General features: G+C 64.4%; 16 protein-coding genes. 13 read left to right on the forward strand and 3 right to left on the reverse strand.

Translation table 11 applies throughout. The features are described from left to right. Nucleotides 1–62 precede the first annotated feature (62 nt). Nucleotides 63–1,577: a transglycosylase SLT domain-containing protein gene (locus EYV96_RS01085; RefSeq protein WP_131149683.1), complete on the forward strand. Its 1,515-nt coding sequence runs from the start codon at nt 63–65 to the stop codon at nt 1,575–1,577. Between the two features lie 53 nt (nt 1,578–1,630). On the opposite strand, the gene EYV96_RS01090 is transcribed toward EYV96_RS01085, so the two are convergent. Both EYV96_RS01090 and asd read right to left on the reverse strand, forming a co-directional pair. Continuing rightward, on the reverse strand, nt 1,631–2,065 hold the full coding sequence (locus tag EYV96_RS01090; protein ID WP_240732304.1) for a hypothetical protein: 435 nt from the start codon (nt 2,063–2,065) through the stop codon (nt 1,631–1,633). A 158-nt stretch (nt 2,066–2,223) separates the two neighbouring features. Continuing rightward, nucleotides 2,224–3,072 carry an archaetidylserine decarboxylase gene (gene asd, locus EYV96_RS01095; RefSeq protein WP_131149684.1) on the reverse strand — a complete coding sequence of 283 codons (849 nt, stop codon included), beginning with the start codon at nt 3,070–3,072 and terminating at the stop codon, nt 2,224–2,226. 135 nt (nt 3,073–3,207) lie between these two features. Between asd and prmB the strand changes: the two genes are divergently transcribed. From prmB to EYV96_RS01140, 9 genes are all read left to right on the forward strand, one after another. Next, a complete protein-coding gene (gene prmB / locus EYV96_RS01100) occupies nt 3,208–4,131 on the forward strand; it encodes a 50S ribosomal protein L3 N(5)-glutamine methyltransferase (protein WP_131149685.1) in 924 nt (307 codons plus the stop codon). A gap of 2 nt (nt 4,132–4,133) precedes the next feature. Next, nucleotides 4,134–4,709 carry a GNAT family N-acetyltransferase gene (locus tag EYV96_RS01105; protein WP_131149686.1) on the forward strand — a complete coding sequence of 192 codons (576 nt, stop codon included), beginning with the start codon at nt 4,134–4,136 and terminating at the stop codon, nt 4,707–4,709. 31 nt (nt 4,710–4,740) lie between these two features. Beyond that, a complete protein-coding gene (aroC, locus tag EYV96_RS01110; protein ID WP_131149687.1) occupies nt 4,741–5,829 on the forward strand; it encodes a chorismate synthase in 1,089 nt (362 codons plus the stop codon). Between the two features lie 35 nt (nt 5,830–5,864). Next, nucleotides 5,865–6,884 (forward strand): 2-hydroxyacid dehydrogenase, encoded by a 1,020-nt coding sequence (locus EYV96_RS01115; protein ID WP_131149688.1) that lies wholly within the window; start codon nt 5,865–5,867, stop codon nt 6,882–6,884. A 136-nt stretch (nt 6,885–7,020) separates the two neighbouring features. Further along, the gene (locus EYV96_RS01120) at nt 7,021–8,049 is read left to right on the forward strand and encodes an aspartate-semialdehyde dehydrogenase (RefSeq protein ID WP_131149689.1); all 1,029 of its coding nucleotides are present in this window, start codon (nt 7,021–7,023) and stop codon (nt 8,047–8,049) included. A 35-nt stretch (nt 8,050–8,084) separates the two neighbouring features. Next, a complete protein-coding gene (locus EYV96_RS01125; protein ID WP_131149690.1) occupies nt 8,085–8,327 on the forward strand; it encodes a hypothetical protein in 243 nt (80 codons plus the stop codon). A 166-nt stretch (nt 8,328–8,493) separates the two neighbouring features. After that, nucleotides 8,494–10,866 carry a motility hub landmark protein FimV gene (locus EYV96_RS01130; protein WP_131149691.1) on the forward strand — a complete coding sequence of 791 codons (2,373 nt, stop codon included), beginning with the start codon at nt 8,494–8,496 and terminating at the stop codon, nt 10,864–10,866. 141 nt (nt 10,867–11,007) lie between these two features. Continuing rightward, nucleotides 11,008–11,775: a tRNA pseudouridine(38-40) synthase TruA gene (gene truA, locus EYV96_RS01135; RefSeq protein WP_131149692.1), complete on the forward strand. Its 768-nt coding sequence runs from the start codon at nt 11,008–11,010 to the stop codon at nt 11,773–11,775. Continuing rightward, the gene (locus EYV96_RS01140; RefSeq protein WP_131149693.1) at nt 11,772–12,389 is read left to right on the forward strand and encodes a phosphoribosylanthranilate isomerase; all 618 of its coding nucleotides are present in this window, start codon (nt 11,772–11,774) and stop codon (nt 12,387–12,389) included. The genes truA and EYV96_RS01140 overlap by 4 nt, the downstream gene beginning before the upstream one ends. Here the strand turns inward: EYV96_RS01140 and EYV96_RS01145 are convergent. Beyond that, nucleotides 12,361–13,287: a LysR family transcriptional regulator gene (locus EYV96_RS01145; RefSeq protein WP_131149694.1), complete on the reverse strand. Its 927-nt coding sequence runs from the start codon at nt 13,285–13,287 to the stop codon at nt 12,361–12,363. The two genes, EYV96_RS01140 and EYV96_RS01145, sit on opposite strands and share 29 nt — an antisense overlap. A 131-nt stretch (nt 13,288–13,418) precedes the next feature. On the opposite strand from EYV96_RS01145, the gene trpB reads away from it, so the two are divergent. From trpB to accD, 3 genes are read left to right on the forward strand one after another with little or no spacing between them, the layout of a single operon-like run. After that, nucleotides 13,419–14,630 carry a tryptophan synthase subunit beta gene (trpB, locus tag EYV96_RS01150; protein ID WP_131149695.1) on the forward strand — a complete coding sequence of 404 codons (1,212 nt, stop codon included), beginning with the start codon at nt 13,419–13,421 and terminating at the stop codon, nt 14,628–14,630. Next, complete coding sequence (gene trpA, locus EYV96_RS01155) at nt 14,627–15,427, forward strand: tryptophan synthase subunit alpha (protein WP_131149696.1); 801 nt, start codon at nt 14,627–14,629, stop codon at nt 15,425–15,427. Before trpB ends, trpA begins: the two co-directional genes overlap by 4 nt. Before the next feature lie 44 nt (nt 15,428–15,471). After that, nucleotides 15,472–16,344 (forward strand): acetyl-CoA carboxylase, carboxyltransferase subunit beta, encoded by an 873-nt coding sequence (gene accD / locus EYV96_RS01160; RefSeq protein WP_131149697.1) that lies wholly within the window; start codon nt 15,472–15,474, stop codon nt 16,342–16,344. Nucleotides 16,345–16,834: the final 490 nt, after the last annotated feature.

Genomic DNA, 16,834 nt, shown 5'->3' on the forward strand with positions numbered 1-16,834 from the left:
TTTGTGTTGAGTCGGTCGGCTTCGAGGGCTATTGTCGGGCCTTTCTGATTGTGATGCTCGTCATGCCTCAGCCCGTTCCTGATCGTGTTTCGCCTCTTCGTGTTTTGCGCGCTGCTCCGTTGTTCGCCGCCCTGGTCGCCCTCGGCGCCTGCAGCAGTACGCCGAACCGACCCGCGCCGACGCCGCAGGTGAACGCGCTGTATACGCAGCTCGATCAGGCCAGCAAGAGTTACGAGACAGCACTGCAGCAGGCGCGTGAAGGCGACAGCCAGGCCGCCGCTCAAACCGCGAGCGCCACCCTGGATCAGTTGAAGCAGGGTGCGGCCCAGTGCAGCACGGTTGCCGGTTGCGATCCGCAGCGATTCTTCTCGGTGTACGACCGCCTGCTGCGCCTCAAGGATGGCGGCTTGTCCATTGGCGACGATGTCGATGTCGCCGGCGAGCAGACATCCGAAGGCAGCAACGCGGGCAAGACCGGTGCGGCGAGTCTCCCCGAAGCCCAGCGCAGCGTGACGCTGCTGCATGGGCAGAAACTCTCCGAACTCATCGCGATGAACGGTCCGGTGAAAGCTGCGCTGGAAATGTGGCTGACCCAATGGCGTCCCAACCTGATGGACGCATGGGTCAACTATCAGTACATGCGCTACCAGATGTGGCCCGCCTACCAGAACCGCGATCTGCCCGAAGCGATTTTGTTCGGCATCATGGCGAAGGAGTCGGGTGGCAAGGTGCATGCCGTGTCGCGTTCCGGTGCCGCTGGTCCTCTGCAGTTCATGTATGCCACCGGCATGCGCTTCGGGTTGGGTACGGAGGATGGCTTCGACGAACGCTTCGATCCCGCGCAGGCGGCACGCGCCAACGCGGAATATCTGGACGAGCAGCTGCGCATCTTCAACAACAATCTGGAAGTCACGCTGGCGGCCTACAACGGTGGCGAGGGACGCATGCGTCGGTTGGTGGGCGATGACACTTCGACCAGCTTCTACGATCCGCGCATCTACAATCAGCTTTCGCAGGAAACCCGCGACTACGTGCCGGCTGTGCTGGCGGCCGCCTGGTTGTTCCTGCATCCGGACAGTTACAACCTGCGTTTCCCCAAGGTGGACGCCACGCCGGGCAGCATTACGTTGGCGCGACCGGCTTCGCTCACTGAATTGACCGTGTGCCTTGGTTCGGCGGGTGGCCTGGCCGATGGCTGGTTCCGCACGCTGCGAAACCTCAACCCTCGGCTGGATCCACAGGTGAGCCAGCCCGCAGGCGTGAAGCTGGTGGTGCCGAAGATGCTGGAAAAGCCCTATGGCTCGCGATGCGTCAGCGGGCCATGGCCCATTCTGGCCAACGACCTGCATACGGCGGTCGTCCCGGTGGTGCCGTCGTCGCCGACACCGTCGCCTGCGCCACGGAGCGCGTCATCGAGCAGCAAAACGCGCAATTACACCGTGAAGCGCGGAGATACGCTGGTCGGCATCGTGCGGAAGATCGGCTGCTCGGACGTGCAGGAAGTGGCCGAGATGAACGGCATCAAGCATCAGCACATCAAGCCGGGACAGGTGCTGCGTCTGCCGACCTGTCGTTGACGTGGAGGAGCCAGGGAAGGATTCGGGGTGCCCTCCCTGACTCCCCTTGCTCGTCAGGCCGCCGCGCTGCCCATCCAGTCTTCCTGCTGCGTGTCGCCGCGGTGGACCTGCTTGAGTTCGTGTAGCAGGCGCAGAAGCTGGCGATGGTGGAGCTGGAGCTTCAGATGGGTGGCGTCCTTGGTCTCGTGGAACGCTACGGCCAGCCACAAGGCAATGCCGCGCATGGCGACTTCCGGGTTATCCGAGCGGGCGCGGGTGTAGCCGATGTCGGTGCCCTGACCCCATGGCAGGTAACGCTGGTCCGGCGAGGTGCCGTACAGATGGGGGAACTCGCTTCGCGATGCCTGGCCAATTTCGCGCAGGGTCAAGGTGCCCAGGCGCGCGCGGGTGCGGCGGGGCAGGCCATGCACGCTCTTCTCGATCTCGCGCAGCTGGCGGCCAAGTTGATGGGCGCGGCTCATGGCCAGGATCTGGGTGACGAAGCGCATCGCTATCTCCTCAGAGGGCTCGAAGGACGGTGCCGGGCGCACCATGAAGCCACCGAGGATAGCGACGGTTGAACTTGCCTTGCGCCAAAAAGGTCACAAAACGACGCAATGCGTCACCTTGAGCGGGGCCCGCACGTTTCGCGCGGGCCCGCTCGGGATCAGCCCGTCGCGAGAGAGCCCAGTTTCTGTCCCACCAGCACGGCCTGCTGCGGCGCCAGGGCATCCAGGTCAGCCATGCCGTCGGGGAGCAGCATGATGACGGTGGAGCCCATGTTGAAGCGGGCCATCTCGGCGAAGCGCTCCAGCGTAATGTTTTGACCTGCAAACGATTTGCGGCGGATGGACGAGGCGTACGGTGGAATCACCAGGCCATCCCACACGGTGGCGACCGACGACACCAGGATGGCGCCCACCATCACCACGACGAACGGACCGTGCGGTCCTTCGAAGTGGCACACAAGTCGTTCGTTGCGTGCGAACAGGCGCGGAATGGCTTCCACGGCAAACGGGGCGACGCTGAAGATGCGGCCCGGCACGTGGACGGTTTCCTTCAGCGTGCCGGTCATCGGCATGTGGACGCGGTGGTAGTCGCGGGGCGAGAGGTACACCGTGGCGAACCGGCCGTTCTTATAGGGTGCGGCAGCCGCTTCATCGCCGCCCAGCAGCTCGGCGGCCGTGTATTCCTGGCCCTTGGCCTGGAAGATGCGACCTTCGACGATCGGGCCGGACTGGCTGATCTTGCCGTCGGCCGGGCAAAGCAGGGTCGACGGATTGGCATCAGCCTGACGCGCATTGGGGCGCAGCTTGCGTGTGAAGAACGCATTGAAGTGCTGGTATGCCAGCGGATCGGGCTGGGCTGCCTGGGTCATGTCGACGTTGTAGCGCCGCACGATTTGGGAGATCAGGAAATTCTTCCACGGCGCGAAGGTCCAGCGCGTGGCCCAGTAGACCACCCGGGAAAGGGCCCGGTGCGGAAGGATGTATTGGAGGAGAACGTTGAAGGTCATCCGGCAAGTATAGAAGAGCGGCGGGGGCGGAAGGCGATGAACGGCCGGGCCCGACGCGCGGGTAGACGGCGCGCCGACGCCCCTTCCGCGCCGGTGGCCCGTATAATCCCCGGTCCCTTATGCAAGGCCCCGCCCGTGACCGCCGAACTTGCCTCCATCATCGACTTCATCCGCTACGGCGCCAGCCGCTTTTCGGAAGCCGGGCTGACGTTCGGTCATAGCCACGACAACCCCATCGACGAAGCGACCCACCTGGTGCTGGCCAGCCTGCACCTCCCGCCGGACATCCCGCCCGCCTATGGCGCAGGCAAGCTCACCCAGGCTGAACGCGAACGCGTGCTGACGCTGATCGAACGCCGCGTTGCCGAGCGCCTGCCAGTGGCTTACCTTGTGGGTGAAACCTGGTTCGCCGGCATGAAGTTCAAGAGCGACCGCCGTGCCCTGGTGCCGCGTTCGCCCATCGCCGAACTGATCGAGTCTGGCTTCCAGCCCTGGCTCGACCATCGCAACGTCGAAAGCGCACTGGACCTCTGCACGGGTTCGGGCTGCATCGGCATCGCCATGGCCGAGTACAACCCCGGCTGGCAGGTGGATATCGTCGATATCAGCGATGACGCCCTGTCGCTGGCGCGCGAAAACATCGCCTTCCAGCACGTTGAAGGCCGCGTCGAGGCCGTGAAGTCAGATCTGTTCGATGCGCTGCACGGTCGCCAGTACGACCTGATCGTCTCCAACCCGCCATACGTCACCGAAGACGAATACGCCGCGCTGCCAGGCGAGTACAGCCACGAGCCCAAGCTCGGCCTGACCTCGGGCGAAGACGGCCTGGATATCTGCCTGCGCATCCTCGATGAAGCCGCCGATTACCTGACGGAAGATGGTCTGCTGATCGTCGAAGTGGGTGAGAGCGAACACGCGCTGGCCGCGTTGCTGCCGGAAGTGCCTTTTGTGTGGATCGAGTTCAAGGTCGGTCAGATGGGCATCTTTGCCCTTGAGCGTCGCGATCTTATTGAGCACGCTGCGGCCATCCATGCAGCGGCACTGGCTCGCCGCGCCTGAGCATGATCGTCACGTCCCGCTTGCGGCTCGATGCCCTGCGGGACGATGACGCACCTGCGTTGTTCATGTACCGGTCGCACCCGGACGTGGCGCGTTATCAGGGGTGGCAGCCTACACAGCTGGACGAAGCCCGGCGCTGGATCGCAGGCCAGAACCCCACTGACACCCCTGCACCCGGGCAGTGGTTTCAGCGTGCGATACGGCGGCTTGAATCGGGCGCGCTCATCGGTGATCTCGGTGCCTGCATGCCCGCAGAGCCTGGCATGTGGGTCGACATCGGTATCACGCTGGCGCCGTCGGCGCAGGGGCGGGGCTTCGCCAGTGAGGCCCTGGCCGGATTCCTCGCATGGCTTTTTGCCGGGCAACTCGTCCGTCGCGTGACTGCCTCCGTCGACCCTCGCAATCAGGCCTGCATGCGTCTGATGGGCCGCCTCGGATTTCGACAGGAAGCCCACTTTGTCCAAAGCATCCCCTGGCAAGGCGGCTGGGCAGACGATGTCGTGTGGGCCATGCTTGCCCATGAATGGGCTGCGCTTCGTGGCGACACCGTGGAAGACCGGGGCGGCACGACACGCTAAGCTGTGGCGGTTTCTTCCCGGATCCCCGCCCGTGTCCAGCAATTCCTTCGGCAAGCTCTTCACCGTCACCACGTTTGGCGAAAGCCACGGGCCAGCCATCGGTTGCGTGATCGACGGGTGTCCGCCGGGCCTTGCGATCGAAGAGGGGGATTTTCGGGCCGACCTCGATCGACGCGCGACGGGCAAGAGTCGTCATACCTCGCAGCGCCGAGAAGCGGATGAAGTGGAAATCCTGTCGGGCGTCTACGAAGGCAAGACGACGGGCACGCCGATCGCCCTGCTGATCCGCAATACCGACCAGCGCAGCAAGGATTACGGCGAGATCACCCAGACCTTCCGTCCCGGGCACGCCGATTACACCTATTGGCAGAAATACGGCATTCGCGATCCCCGCGGCGGCGGCCGTTCGTCGGCGCGTGAGACCACGATGCGTGTCGCGGCAGCCGTGATTGCCAAAAAGTGGCTGGCGGAGCGCCATGGCGTGACGGTGCGCGGTTACCTCGCGCAACTGGGCGATATCGCGCCGGAAGGATTTGACTGGGATGCCGTCGAGCAGAATCCGTTCTTCTGGCCGCATGCCGAACAGGTTCCTGCGCTGGAAAAGGCCATGGATGCGCTGCGCAAGTCGGGCGATTCGGTCGGTGCGCGCGTCAACGTCGTGGCTGAGAACGTACCGCCGGGCTGGGGTGAGCCGATCTACGGCAAGCTCGACGGCGACCTTGCGGCTGCGCTGATGTCCATTAACGCGGTCAAAGGCGTGGAGATCGGTGACGGCTTTGGCGCGATCACCCAGCGAGGCAGTCAGCATCGCGACGAAATGCATTTGGACGGCTTTGCGTCCAATCACGCTGGCGGCATTCTTGGTGGCATCAGCACCGGACAGCCCGTCGTGGCGTCGATGGCGCTCAAGCCGACGTCCAGCATCCTGATTCCAGGGCACAGTGTGAACCTTGCCGGCGAGGCGGTCGACGTGGTGACCAAAGGGCGCCATGATCCGTGCGTGGGCATCCGCGCCACGCCTATCGCCGAAGCGATGATGGCCCTGGTGCTGATTGATCATGCCTTGCGCCATCGCGCCCAGTGCGGCGATGTCGGTGTGATGCAGCCACGCCTGCCCTGAGGCAGGCATTCCCGTAGTGACGAAGTGACGTACCGATGACCGGCAAGCTGAAGATCTGGGTGTCTCGCCCATTGTTTCCCGATGTGCTGGCCCGCCTTGCCGAGCACTTCGATGTTGACGCAGAGGCGATCGAGCGCAAGCACAGCCCCGAACAGGTACGCGAGAAGCTGCTCGGTGTCGACGCAGCGCTGCTTGGCCTGGCCGATCGGGTGAACGCGCAGACACTGGAGGGCAATGAGCGCCTGCGAGTCGTCGCCAACCTGGGCGTCGGCTACAACAATCTCGATATGCCTGCATTGACGCGGGGCGGCGTCCTTGCCTGCAACACGCCTGATGTTCTCAACGAAAGCGTCGCCGATTATGCCTGGGCCCTGATGCTGGCCGCGGCCCGGCGGGTCGGGGCCGCCGAGCGCTGGTTGAGGGCAGGGCAATGGAGCGGCGGCATGCGCTTCGATGACTGGCTGGGCGTCGACGTCCATGGCAAGACGCTGGGCATTCTGGGTATGGGCCGCATCGGCCAGGCGATCGCCCGGCGCGCCACCGGGTTCGACATGCCGGTGATCTATCACAACCGTTCGCGGCTCCCCGAGGCGGTCGAGCGCGAGAGCCGGGCCGTCTACGTGGACAAGGCCAGCCTTCTGCGCCAGTCCGACCACCTGATCCTTGTCCTGCCGTACTCCCGCGAGAGCCATCACGCCGTTGGCGCGGCGGAACTGGGCCTGATGAAGCGATCGGCGGTGCTGGTGAACGTGGCCCGGGGTGGCATCGTGGATGACGCAGCCCTGGCCGTGGCGCTGCGGGAGCGCCGCCTGGCCGCGGCGGCGCTGGACGTCTTCGAGGGCGAGCCGGCGGTCCATCCCGACCTGCTGGATTTGGACAATGTCGTGCTCAGCCCGCATATCGCCAGCGCCAGCGAAGATACGCGCCGCGCCATGGCCGGCCTCGCAGCTGATAATGTGCTGGCTGCGCTGGGTTTCGGTCCCAGGGCCGGTCGTCCCCCGACCGCACTGAACCCCGAAGTGATGGCTCGCTGGCCTGCCGGCGGCCCGCGGTGAGGCCAAAGCGTGATCTCACTCACGCCGAGGCATATCCGCGTATTGTTTTGCAGGCTACCCCGGCTAGATTTCCGCTGACGCGGAATTCGGCCCCGTTTCGGACGGTTTTCCGATGTCCCTCGACTGATAACGGAACATGAGCAAGAAGAGTAGCTACAAGGTGGCGATGGTGGGCGCGACTGGCGCCGTGGGCGAAACCCTGCTGGGCATTCTTGCCGAGCGCGATTTCCCGATCAGCGAGCTTGTGCCGCTGGCGAGCGAGCGTTCGGCGGGCGAGAAAATCCAGTTCGGCGGAAAATCCATCACCGTCAAAAACCTTGCCGACTACGACTTCGACGGCGTGGATATCGCCTTCTTCTCGGCAGGTGGCTCGGTCAGCAAGGCGCATGCAGCGCGCGCTGCCGCCGCGGGCGCGGTGGTGATCGACAACACCTCCGAGTTCCGCTACCAGGACGATATCCCGCTGGTGGTGAGCGAGGTCAACCCGCACGCCATCGCGCAGTACACGACGCGCGGCATCATTGCCAATCCCAATTGCTCGACCATGCAGATGCTGGTCGCGCTGGCCCCGATTCATCGGGAGGTGGGCATCGAGCGCATAAACGTGGCGACGTACCAGTCCGTCTCGGGCGCCGGTCGTTCGGGCATGGAAGAGCTCGGCAAGCAGACGTCCGCGCTGCTGAGCTTCCAGGAAGTGGAGACCAACAAGTTCTCCAGGCAGATCGCTTTCAACGTCATCCCGCACATCGACGAATTCCTTGCCAATGGCTACACCAAGGAAGAAATGAAGATGGTGTGGGAGACGCGCAAGATCCTGGAAGACAACACCATCCAAGTGAATCCGACCGCTGTTCGCGTGCCGGTGTTTTACGGCCACTCCGAGGCAGTCCACATCGAAACCCGCGACAAGATCACGGCCGAACGTGCGCGTGAGCTGCTGGAGCAGGCGCCGGGCGTCGTCGTTCGCGACGAGCGCGTGGCGGGCGGTTATCCCACGCCGGTGACCGACGCGGCAGGCAAGGACGAGGTGTTCGTGGGTCGCATCCGCGAAGACATCTCGCACGACAATGGCCTGAACATGTGGATCGTCTCCGACAACATTCGCAAGGGCGCTGCGCTCAATGCCGTGCAGATCGCCGAGATCCTGATCGAGGAATACCTTTGAAGCCTCGTACGTCGGCCCTTCTCGGGTCAGCTTTGATGTTCCTTGCCGGCCACGTCCTGGCCGGCACTCCGGCACAGGCGAAGGCCGCCGGCAACCAGCAAAAGGCCCAGGCCAAATCGGCCGAGGTGGCCAGGCTCAAGCATGATGTGGCGGCCGAGGAAGACAAGGGCCGGCAGGCCGACCAGCGCCTGCAGGAGCAGGACAAGGCCATCGCCGACCTGCAGAAGCAGTTGAACGAGGTGAAGGCGGCACCGGCGGCCCAGGCCAGGCACCCCTGAGGCGCCAGATACAAGAACAAGTCGCAGAAATGCGTCGTAAATACCGGCCACGCCTATTGTTGGTGGCCTTTGTCTAACTTAAAGTGGCGGCTCATAGAGGGTAGTCACCGCGTTTGGCGCGGCGACCCAATAAGAAACGTCACGGGGTAGTTCGGGGGAACACGCGATGAATCGTACGTTGAAACTGTCGGTGCTGCTGGCACTTGCGCTGGGCAGCGCCCAGGCGGCCGCGCTCGACCTGGGCCAGATCCAGATCAAATCGGCCCTGGGTCAGCCTCTGGTAGCGGAGATCCCCGTTCGCCCGGAAAGTCCTGCCGAACTACAGAACCTCTCCGCACGACTGGCCTCGAGCGACGAATTCGCTCGCGCCGGCCTGGGCGGTGCGCCGACTATCCCGCTGCAGTTCACCGTGGTGGACGCTGCCGGTGGCGGCAAGGCCATTCGCATCACCAGCAGCGTGCCGGTGAACGATCCTTACCTGGATCTGCTGGTCGAAGTCGACAACGCCACGGGCAAGAGTGTTCGCGAATTCACGATCCTGCTCGATCCGCCGAACAGTCCCGCTGCCGCTCCGGCGACCAAAGCGCCGGTGGCTTCGTCGGGCAAGCCCAAGCGGGCTGCCGCGCCGGCGCCCGCCGCCAGCAGCACGCCAGCAACCACGACGGAAGCACCTGCCGCGCCTAAGCCCGCCGCCAAGCCAACTCGCCAGGTGGCTGCAGCAGGTGGCGAGTTCGGTCCGGTCGAACGTGGCCAGACGCTGTCGGGCATCGCCAAGGAAGTCGCGCCGCAGGGTGTCGACATCAACCAGATGCTGCTGGCCCTCAAGCAGGCCAATCCCGATGCTTTCTATCGCGACAACATCAACGCGCTGAAGTCCGGCGCGGTGCTTCGCGTTCCGTCACGCGAAGACGCCCAGGCCATGGCCGTGGCGGCCGCGGTCGAGGAAGTGCGCCACCAGAACAGCGACTGGCGCTCCGGCGCCGCCCGTACGCCGACCGCCGTGGCCGATGCAGGCACGCGAGCGGCGGCATCCACCGCGCCCAGCTCGACCAAGCATGAAAGCGCCGATCGCCTGGCCCTGGTGCCGGCGAAGGAAGGCGGTCAGGGTGGCGAAGGCAAGGGTGGCAAGTCCGACAAGGCTGCCGTGGCCGGCATGCATCAGGACCTGCTCCGCAGCCAGGAGGCACTGGCCTCTCTGGAACAGCAGGGCAATGAACTGAAGTCGCGCCTGAAGGACCTCGAAGACATCAACGCGAAGAATGCGCGTCTGCTGTCGCTCAAGGACAACGAAATCGCCGAACTGCAGCGCAAGCTGGCCGAGGCGCGCAAGTCCGCGGGTGCCCCGGCGGAGCCGGCGGCCAAGCCGTCCGATGCCACCAAGGCTACCCCTGCGGTCGCCGCAGCCCCCAAGCCTGCCGAAGCCAGCAAGGCGGCCGACACGGCTCAGACGCCGGCCGTCGCCAAGTCGACTGACGTCGGCCCGACGTTGGCTGTCACGCCGGCCGGCGCAAGCAGTGTGCCGGCCCACGCGAGTACCGCCGCTGCGGCCCAGCCTGTTGCCAGCAAGCCGGCCGCTCCGGCCAAGCCTGCGCCGAAGAAGGCCGCTTCCGCACCGGCTCCGGCAGCGGAAGAGCCCTGGTACACGCAGACCTGGGCGCTGGCCGCAGGCGGTGGTGCCGTCGTGCTGCTTTTGCTTGGCCTGCTCAGCCGTCGTCGCAAATCCGGCGCAGCCGCGACCGGCGCTTCGGCTTCCGCGTCGTCGCTGGCCGACCGCTTTGGCGCCTCGCCGGCCGTGGGTCATGTCGATCCCGACCAGGACGAGTTGCTTGACCAGCTGGCCGAGCATCCGGATGACATCGGCCTGCACCTGGAACTGGTGAGCCTGTACTACAGCCGTCGCGACGTCGATCATTTCGAAGCTGCCGCGGAAGCCATGCACGCCCATATCGCCAGCCCGGATCAGCCGGAGTGGCAGGATGTGGTGCACATGGGTGAAGACCTGGTGCCGGGCCATCCGTTGTTTGCCGGCGGTGCGCCCGTGCCGCCGCCGATCCCGCCGCAGAATGATGACGAGCACGCCGCGCTCGACGATTTCGATCTTGGCCGGTACGTGGAGAACCAGGAATCGGATTTGCCGCCGATCCCGGCTGCCCCGGTTCCGAACAAGAAAGTCAGCGAATACCACTTCGATTTCGACCTGACGCCGCGTCCGCTGACCTCCTCGTCGTACACCGCCGAGCCGACGGCGGAAACCGCTGGCGAAAAGGCGCCGGAATCGGTGTCCAGCTGGCAGTTCGCCGAACTGGATGAGGAAGATGCGCCGGCTGACGAGCCGTCCTTCCATTCGGACGCTGGCACGCACCTGCACGACGATGGCCAGTTCAGTGACGATCCGGTCGACACCAAGCTGGACCTGGCGCGCGCCTACCTCGACATGGGCGATCCGGATGGCGCACGCGCCATGCTGGAAGAGGTCATGCACGAAGGCACGCAGATGCAGAAGGAAGTGGCGCGCAAGCTGCTCGAGAACATTCACTGAGGTGGCGGTACTTCCTCGTGAACGAAAAAGGCCGGCCTTCGCCGGCCTTTTTCATGCCCGCGCGTGAGAACTTCCGGTTCCGGCAAGCCCCCTCACGTCATCCCTGCTAACCTTCCAGCCCCTCCAGCGACGCGATCGATCATGCGCATTGCCCTCGGCATCGAATACGACGGCACCGATTTCCTGGGTTGGCAGCGCCTGACCCACGGTGACACCGTGCAGGGCACGCTGGAAAAGGCCCTGAGTTTCGTCGCCAACTATCCCGTCGACGTCACTTGCGCCGGTCGCACAGACGCAGGTGTGCATGGCCGGTGCCAGGTCGTGCATTTCGATACGGAAGTGCAGCGCGACATGCGCGGCTGGGTGCTGGGTACCTGCTCGAATTTGCCGACCTCGGTGGCGGTCCTGTGGGCACAGCCCGTGCCTGATGGGTTCCATGCGCGGTTTTCGGCTCGAAGTCGCCGCTATCGCTATCGCATCCTCAATCGTCCCGTGCGCGCAGCGCTCGATGCGCGTTACGTAACCTGGGAGCGGCATCCGTTGGATGCTGCGCGCATGCATGACGCTGCCCAGGTGCTGATCGGCGAGCATGATTTCACCGCTTTTCGTGCCATTTCCTGCCAGGCCAGGCATGCGCGTCGCGAAGTGTTGGCCGTCAGTGTTCGTCGCGAAGAGGAGCAGGTGATCGTCGAGATCGAAGCGAATGCTTTCCTGCATCACATGGTCCGCAATATTGTGGGTTCACTGCTGATGGTGGGTCGTGGAGAGCAATCCGTTGCCTGGATCGCGGCGTTGTTGGCCGGGCGCAATCGCGAGGTGGCTGGCCCGACGGCGCCGGCTTCGGGCCTCACCTTCCTCGGTCCACGCTATGAGGCTCACTGGGGACTCATCCCGGAGGTGAGCCAATGACGCGCATCAAATGCTGTGGCATGACGCGCGTCGAAGACGCGGTGCTGGCCTCGCAATGGGGCGCCGATGCGATCGGCGTGATCTTCACGGCGCGCAGCAAGCGACGGGTCGATATCGCCCAGGCGCGTGCCATCTGCGCGGCGCTTCCTCCCTTTGTCAGCACGGTTGCACTCTTCATGGACGACGATGCTCAGCTGGTCCGCGATGTGCAACGGGAAGTTCAGCCCGACCTGCTCCAGTTCCACGGTCAGGAATCCGAAGACTGGTGCAGGCAGTTCGGACATCGGTACCTGAAGGCGATCGCGATGGGCGAGGGCGCCAAGGCGCTCGAGCAGCTGCATGCTTATCCGAGCGCCGCGGGGCTGCTGCTTGATGGACATGGGCTGGGCGAGGCCGGTGGCAGTGGCAAGTCGTTCGACTGGTCGCTGATGCCGCAGCATTTGACGCAACCTTTGATCCTTGCCGGTGGCCTGACGGCGGAGAACGTCGGCCACGCCGTCCGCACCGCGCGACCTTGGGCCGTGGATGTGTCGAGTGGAATCGAGTCCTTCCCCGGCATCAAGGACCGGGCAAAAATGCACGCCTTTATCGAGGCGGTTCGCGGAGCGCTCTGACGTCGGTGTCCTCGGCGGTGAGGGCGCGCTCGAGCCATGCAGCGAGTTGGGTTACCCGCTCATCGCGAACGCGTGCCGGTGCGGCCAGTACCCACCAGCCGCCGGTTTCGCGAAATCCCCAGGGGGCGATAAGCCGGCCTGATGACAGATCCTCGGCGACCAGCTGCGCAGGTGCGATCGCGACACCCAGGCCGGCGACCGCCGCTTCGAGCAGGTAATACAGGTGGTCGAACGCCCGGCCCATCGGAATGGCCCCGGGTTCGATGCCTGCCGACTGCGCCCAGTCCGGCCAGGCCTGCGGGCGCGACGAGGTGTGCAGGACGGGCATGTGGCGCAGGGCGTTTACGCCGCCATCCACCAGGGTTTTCAAGTCCGCGAAGCGGGGGCTGACGACCGGCCCGATACGTTCTTTTGCCAGCGGATAGGCCCGCCATTCGGATGGCCATGGCGGCGACGCCAGCATGAGCGCCGCGTCGAGGCCGGGAAGGGCGGCCAGGAAGGGGCTGTCCTGTGCCGCCATATGCAGCTTCAGGCCGGGAAGGCCGTCCTGCAGGGCATCCATCCGGGGAATCACCCAGCGCGCAAGCAGGCTGCCCGGGCAGCCGAGCACGAACGGCGCGTCGCTGCCACCGCGTTGCAGGGTCTGCCAGCCATCGCGCAGTCGTTCAAAGGTTTCGTTTGAAAGCTGAAGTAGTTCGCGTCCGGCGGGCGTCAGCACCAGGCCGCGCCCCTGCCTCGCAAACAGCGGCTTGCCCAGGGCGACTTCGAGCGACCGAATCTGGCGACTTACCGCGCCATGGGTAACGTGCAGGACGTCGGCGGCCCGGCTGAGGCTTTCCAGGCGGGCGGCGACCTCGAAGGCGCGCAGGGCATTCAGTGGCGGCAGTTCACGGGTCATATTAGTGTGACTAAAACTCACAGATGTGGGAGATCATATCGCTTTTCCATTGAGGTAGTTCGGCGCTATGGTTGATGGCCCGGGCAGCCATGTCACTCCGATCGCGGCCGCCACATAAGAGGATTCCGCACATGTCCGCACCCCAGGACTTCCACCGCTGGCCCGACGAACACGGTCGCTTCGGCGATTTCGGCGGCCAGTACGTCGCCGAGACCCTCATGGCTCCCCTGGCCGAACTCACCGAGGCCTATTTGCGCCTGCGCGAGGATCCGGACTTTCTCGCTGAGCTGGATCGCGACCTGAAGTACTACGTCGGTCGCCCCAGCCCGATCTATCACGCCGAGCGTCTCTCCCGGCATGTCGGTGGTGCGCAGATCCTGCTCAAGCGCGAAGACCTCAATCACACCGGTGCGCACAAGATCAACAACACGATCGGCCAGGCGCTCGTGGCCAAGCGCATGGGCAAGCCACGCATCATTGCGGAGACCGGCGCGGGTCAGCATGGCGTTGCGAGCGCGACCGTGGCGGCGCGATTCGGGCTCAAGTGCGTGGTGTACATGGGCGCGGTCGATATCGAGCGCCAGAAGATCAACGTCTATCGCATGAAGCTGCTGGGCGCCGACGTCGTGCCGGTGACATCCGGCTCGAAAACACTCAAGGACGCGCTCAACGAAGCCATGCGCGACTGGGTGACGAACGTCGCCGATACCTTCTACATCATTGGCACCGTTGCCGGTCCACATCCGTATCCGATGATGGTGCGCGATTTCAATGCCATCGTCGGGCGGGAAGCGCGCGAGCAAATGCTCACGCAATACGGGCGTTTGCCTGACGCGATAACGGCGTGCGTCGGCGGTGGCTCCAACGCCATTGGCCTCTTTCATGAGTTCCTCAACGACCGCGATGTGCGCATCGTTGGTGCCGAGGCCGCAGGCGAGGGCATTGCAACGGGCCATCACGCCGCTTCACTGGCGGCCGGTCGCCCGGGCGTACTTCATGGCAATCGCACCTATGTGCTTTGCGATGACAACGGCCAGATCACCGAAACCCATTCGGTTTCGGCAGGGCTCGATTATCCCGGCGTCGGCCCCGAGCATGCCTTCCTGAAGGACGCGGGGCGCGCGGAATACGTAGGCGTTACCGATGATGAAGCGCTTGAGGCGTTCCACTTGCTTGCGCGCACCGAAGGCATCCTGGCTGCACTGGAATCCAGCCATGCCGTCGCGCAGGCCATGAAGCTGGCGCGCGAGATGTCGCCCGACCAATGTGTGCTGTGCAATCTGTCAGGTCGTGGCGACAAGGACGTACATACCATCGCAGCGCGTGAAGGAGTGCAGGTATGAATCGCATCGACCGTCGCTTCGCCGCGCTCAAGGCAGCCGGCCGTACGGGCCTGATTCCGTTCGTTACGGCAGGCGATCCGGTGCCTGCTCATACGGTGGCGCTGATGCATGCGTTGGTTGACGCCGGTGCGGATGTGATCGAGCTGGGCGTGCCGTTCTCCGACCCGATGGCCGATGGCCCTGTCATCCAGCACGCCAGTGAGCGCGCCATCGCCAAGGGGGTAGGCCTTCCCGACGTCCTGCGTTGGGTGGCCGAATTCCGTCAACGGGATGACGAGACGCCTGTGGTGTTGATGGGTTATCTGAATCCGGTAGAGATTCACGGTTACGATCGCTTCGCGCGGGAAGCCGTCGGGGCGGGCGTGGATGGCGTCCTGCTGGTGGATTGCCCGCTGGAGGAATCGGCCGTGCTGGCCCCGCTGAAGGCTGCGGGGCTGCGCCAGATCCTGCTGGCAGCGCCGACCACCGCACCCTCGCGTATGGCGCAGTTGTGCGGGTTGGCGGAGGGTTTCCTGTACTATGTGTCGTTTGCCGGGATCACCGGCGCGGGGCGTCTGAGCACCCAGGATATCGCCACGCGGGTGGCCGACATCCGGGCCCGCGCGAAGGCTCCGGTAGCGGTGGGCTTCGGCGTGCGCGATGCGCAAAGCGCGAAGGACATCGCCGGGTTTGCCGATGCGGTGGTCATCGGTAGTGCGCTGGTCGAACGGCTGGCGGGAGCGGAGCAGGCCGGCGATATCGCCAGCCGGGCGCAAGCATTCCTGCAACCGATCCGTACGGCGCTCGATGCACACTGAAACGGCTCCTGGCCGTTTCGGTCAGGAACGTTAGAGGTGTTGCGATGAACTGGCTCCAGAAAATCATGACTCCGCGTGTTCGCACGCCGGGCACGGCCACCAACGGCAAGGGCAAGGTGCCCGAGGGCGTGTGGGAGAAGTGCGGCGGCTGCGGCACCGTGCTGTACCGCCCGGAGCTGGAACGCAATCTGATGGTGTGCCCCAAGTGCGGCCACCACCACACGATCGAGGCACGCGCGCGTCTGAAGGCCTTCCTCGACGAAGGCTCGACGCAGGAATGGTGGGCCAGCATGGAGCCCACCGATCCGCTGAAATTCCGTGACTCCAAGAAGTACCGCGACCGCATCGTCGCCGCGCAGAAGTCGACCGGCGAAAAAGACGCGATGATCGCCATGAGCGGCACGCTCAAGAGCCGTCCGCTGATGGCCGTGGCGTTTGAATTCAGTTACATGGGTGGCTCCATGGGCTCGGTGGTGGGCGAAAAGTTCACCCGCGCTGCCGAACGCGCGCTCGCCGAGCGCAGTGCCCTGGTGTGTTTCTCCGCCACCGGCGGCGCACGCATGCAGGAAGCGTTGTTCTCGCTGATGCAGATGGCCAAGACCTCGGCCGCCCTGGCACGCATGCGCGATGCGGGCGTCCCCTACATCAGCGTGCTCACGCATCCGACCACGGGTGGCGTTTCCGCCAGCCTGGGCATGCTGGGTGATATCAACGTCGCCGAGCCGAAGGCGCTGATCGGTTTTGCCGGCCCCCGCGTAATCGAGCAGACCGTGCGTGAGACGCTGCCGGAAGGTTTCCAGCGCTCTGAGTTCCTGCTTGAGCATGGTGCCGTCGATATGATCGTCGACCGCCGCGAAATGCGTGACAAACTGGCTGATGTGCTTGGCTTGCTGGCGAAGGCGCCGCGCGCGGCCTGATCGCGTCAAACGGTCGCAGTGTAGAAAAGCCGCCTTCGGGCGGCTTTCTTTTTTTGTGCGTCTGTGATCGTCTCGTTTTGAGTGTTCGTCATTTCATCCACAGAGGCTGTGGATGAAATTCGCATGAGCTTGTGGAAAACCACTTTAAGTCACTGACGCGACAATCATGCGCACAGCGTGACGAAAAAATGTCCACGCAAATCGCCCGCGTGATGCCTCTTCGCGCATCATCATTTGTCAATCGTTGTGGCGTATTTTTCCCGCTTTTTTTCGTCGGCGATGCACTTGTCCACAGTCGCTGTGCATCACTTGCGAACAAGCATGTGGACAACTCCAAATGCACCGTGCGACGTCAAGCACTTAGTACACAGTGCGCAGATCGTGCTCAATGTGCGCGCGCAAACGGCATGTTTTCCACAGCGTTTGTGGAGACGTTTGGGAGAAGCCTGTGGATAGGTGGGATAACTTGCTGATGCGACAGGTGAGTGTG

The sequence above is a fragment of the Dyella terrae genome (genome assembly GCF_004322705.1).
GTDB classification, from domain to species: Bacteria; Pseudomonadota; Gammaproteobacteria; order Xanthomonadales; family Rhodanobacteraceae; genus Dyella_D; species Dyella_D terrae.

Bases quoted from the DNA above. Each gene is read 5' to 3' on its own strand.
- trpB (WP_131149695.1), top strand. From the start codon at position 13,419: ATGTCCGCACCCCAGGACTTCCACCGCTGGCCCGACGAACACGGTCGC.
- EYV96_RS01115 (WP_131149688.1), top strand. From the start codon at position 5,865: ATGACCGGCAAGCTGAAGATCTGGGTGTCTCGCCCATTGTTTCCCGAT.
- truA (WP_131149692.1), top strand. From the start codon at position 11,008: ATGCGCATTGCCCTCGGCATCGAATACGACGGCACCGATTTCCTGGGT.
- EYV96_RS01125 (WP_131149690.1), top strand. From the start codon at position 8,085: ATGTTCCTTGCCGGCCACGTCCTGGCCGGCACTCCGGCACAGGCGAAG.
- asd (WP_131149684.1), bottom strand. From the start codon at position 3,072: ATGACCTTCAACGTTCTCCTCCAATACATCCTTCCGCACCGGGCCCTT.
- EYV96_RS01085 (WP_131149683.1), top strand. From the start codon at position 63: ATGCCTCAGCCCGTTCCTGATCGTGTTTCGCCTCTTCGTGTTTTGCGC.
- accD (WP_131149697.1), top strand. From the start codon at position 15,472: ATGAACTGGCTCCAGAAAATCATGACTCCGCGTGTTCGCACGCCGGGC.
- EYV96_RS01105 (WP_131149686.1), top strand. From the start codon at position 4,134: ATGATCGTCACGTCCCGCTTGCGGCTCGATGCCCTGCGGGACGATGAC.
- EYV96_RS01130 (WP_131149691.1), top strand. From the start codon at position 8,494: ATGAATCGTACGTTGAAACTGTCGGTGCTGCTGGCACTTGCGCTGGGC.
- EYV96_RS01120 (WP_131149689.1), top strand. From the start codon at position 7,021: ATGAGCAAGAAGAGTAGCTACAAGGTGGCGATGGTGGGCGCGACTGGC.
- EYV96_RS01140 (WP_131149693.1), top strand. From the start codon at position 11,772: ATGACGCGCATCAAATGCTGTGGCATGACGCGCGTCGAAGACGCGGTG.
- trpA (WP_131149696.1), top strand. From the start codon at position 14,627: ATGAATCGCATCGACCGTCGCTTCGCCGCGCTCAAGGCAGCCGGCCGT.
- EYV96_RS01090 (WP_240732304.1), bottom strand. From the start codon at position 2,065: ATGCGCTTCGTCACCCAGATCCTGGCCATGAGCCGCGCCCATCAACTT.
- EYV96_RS01145 (WP_131149694.1), bottom strand. From the start codon at position 13,287: ATGACCCGTGAACTGCCGCCACTGAATGCCCTGCGCGCCTTCGAGGTC.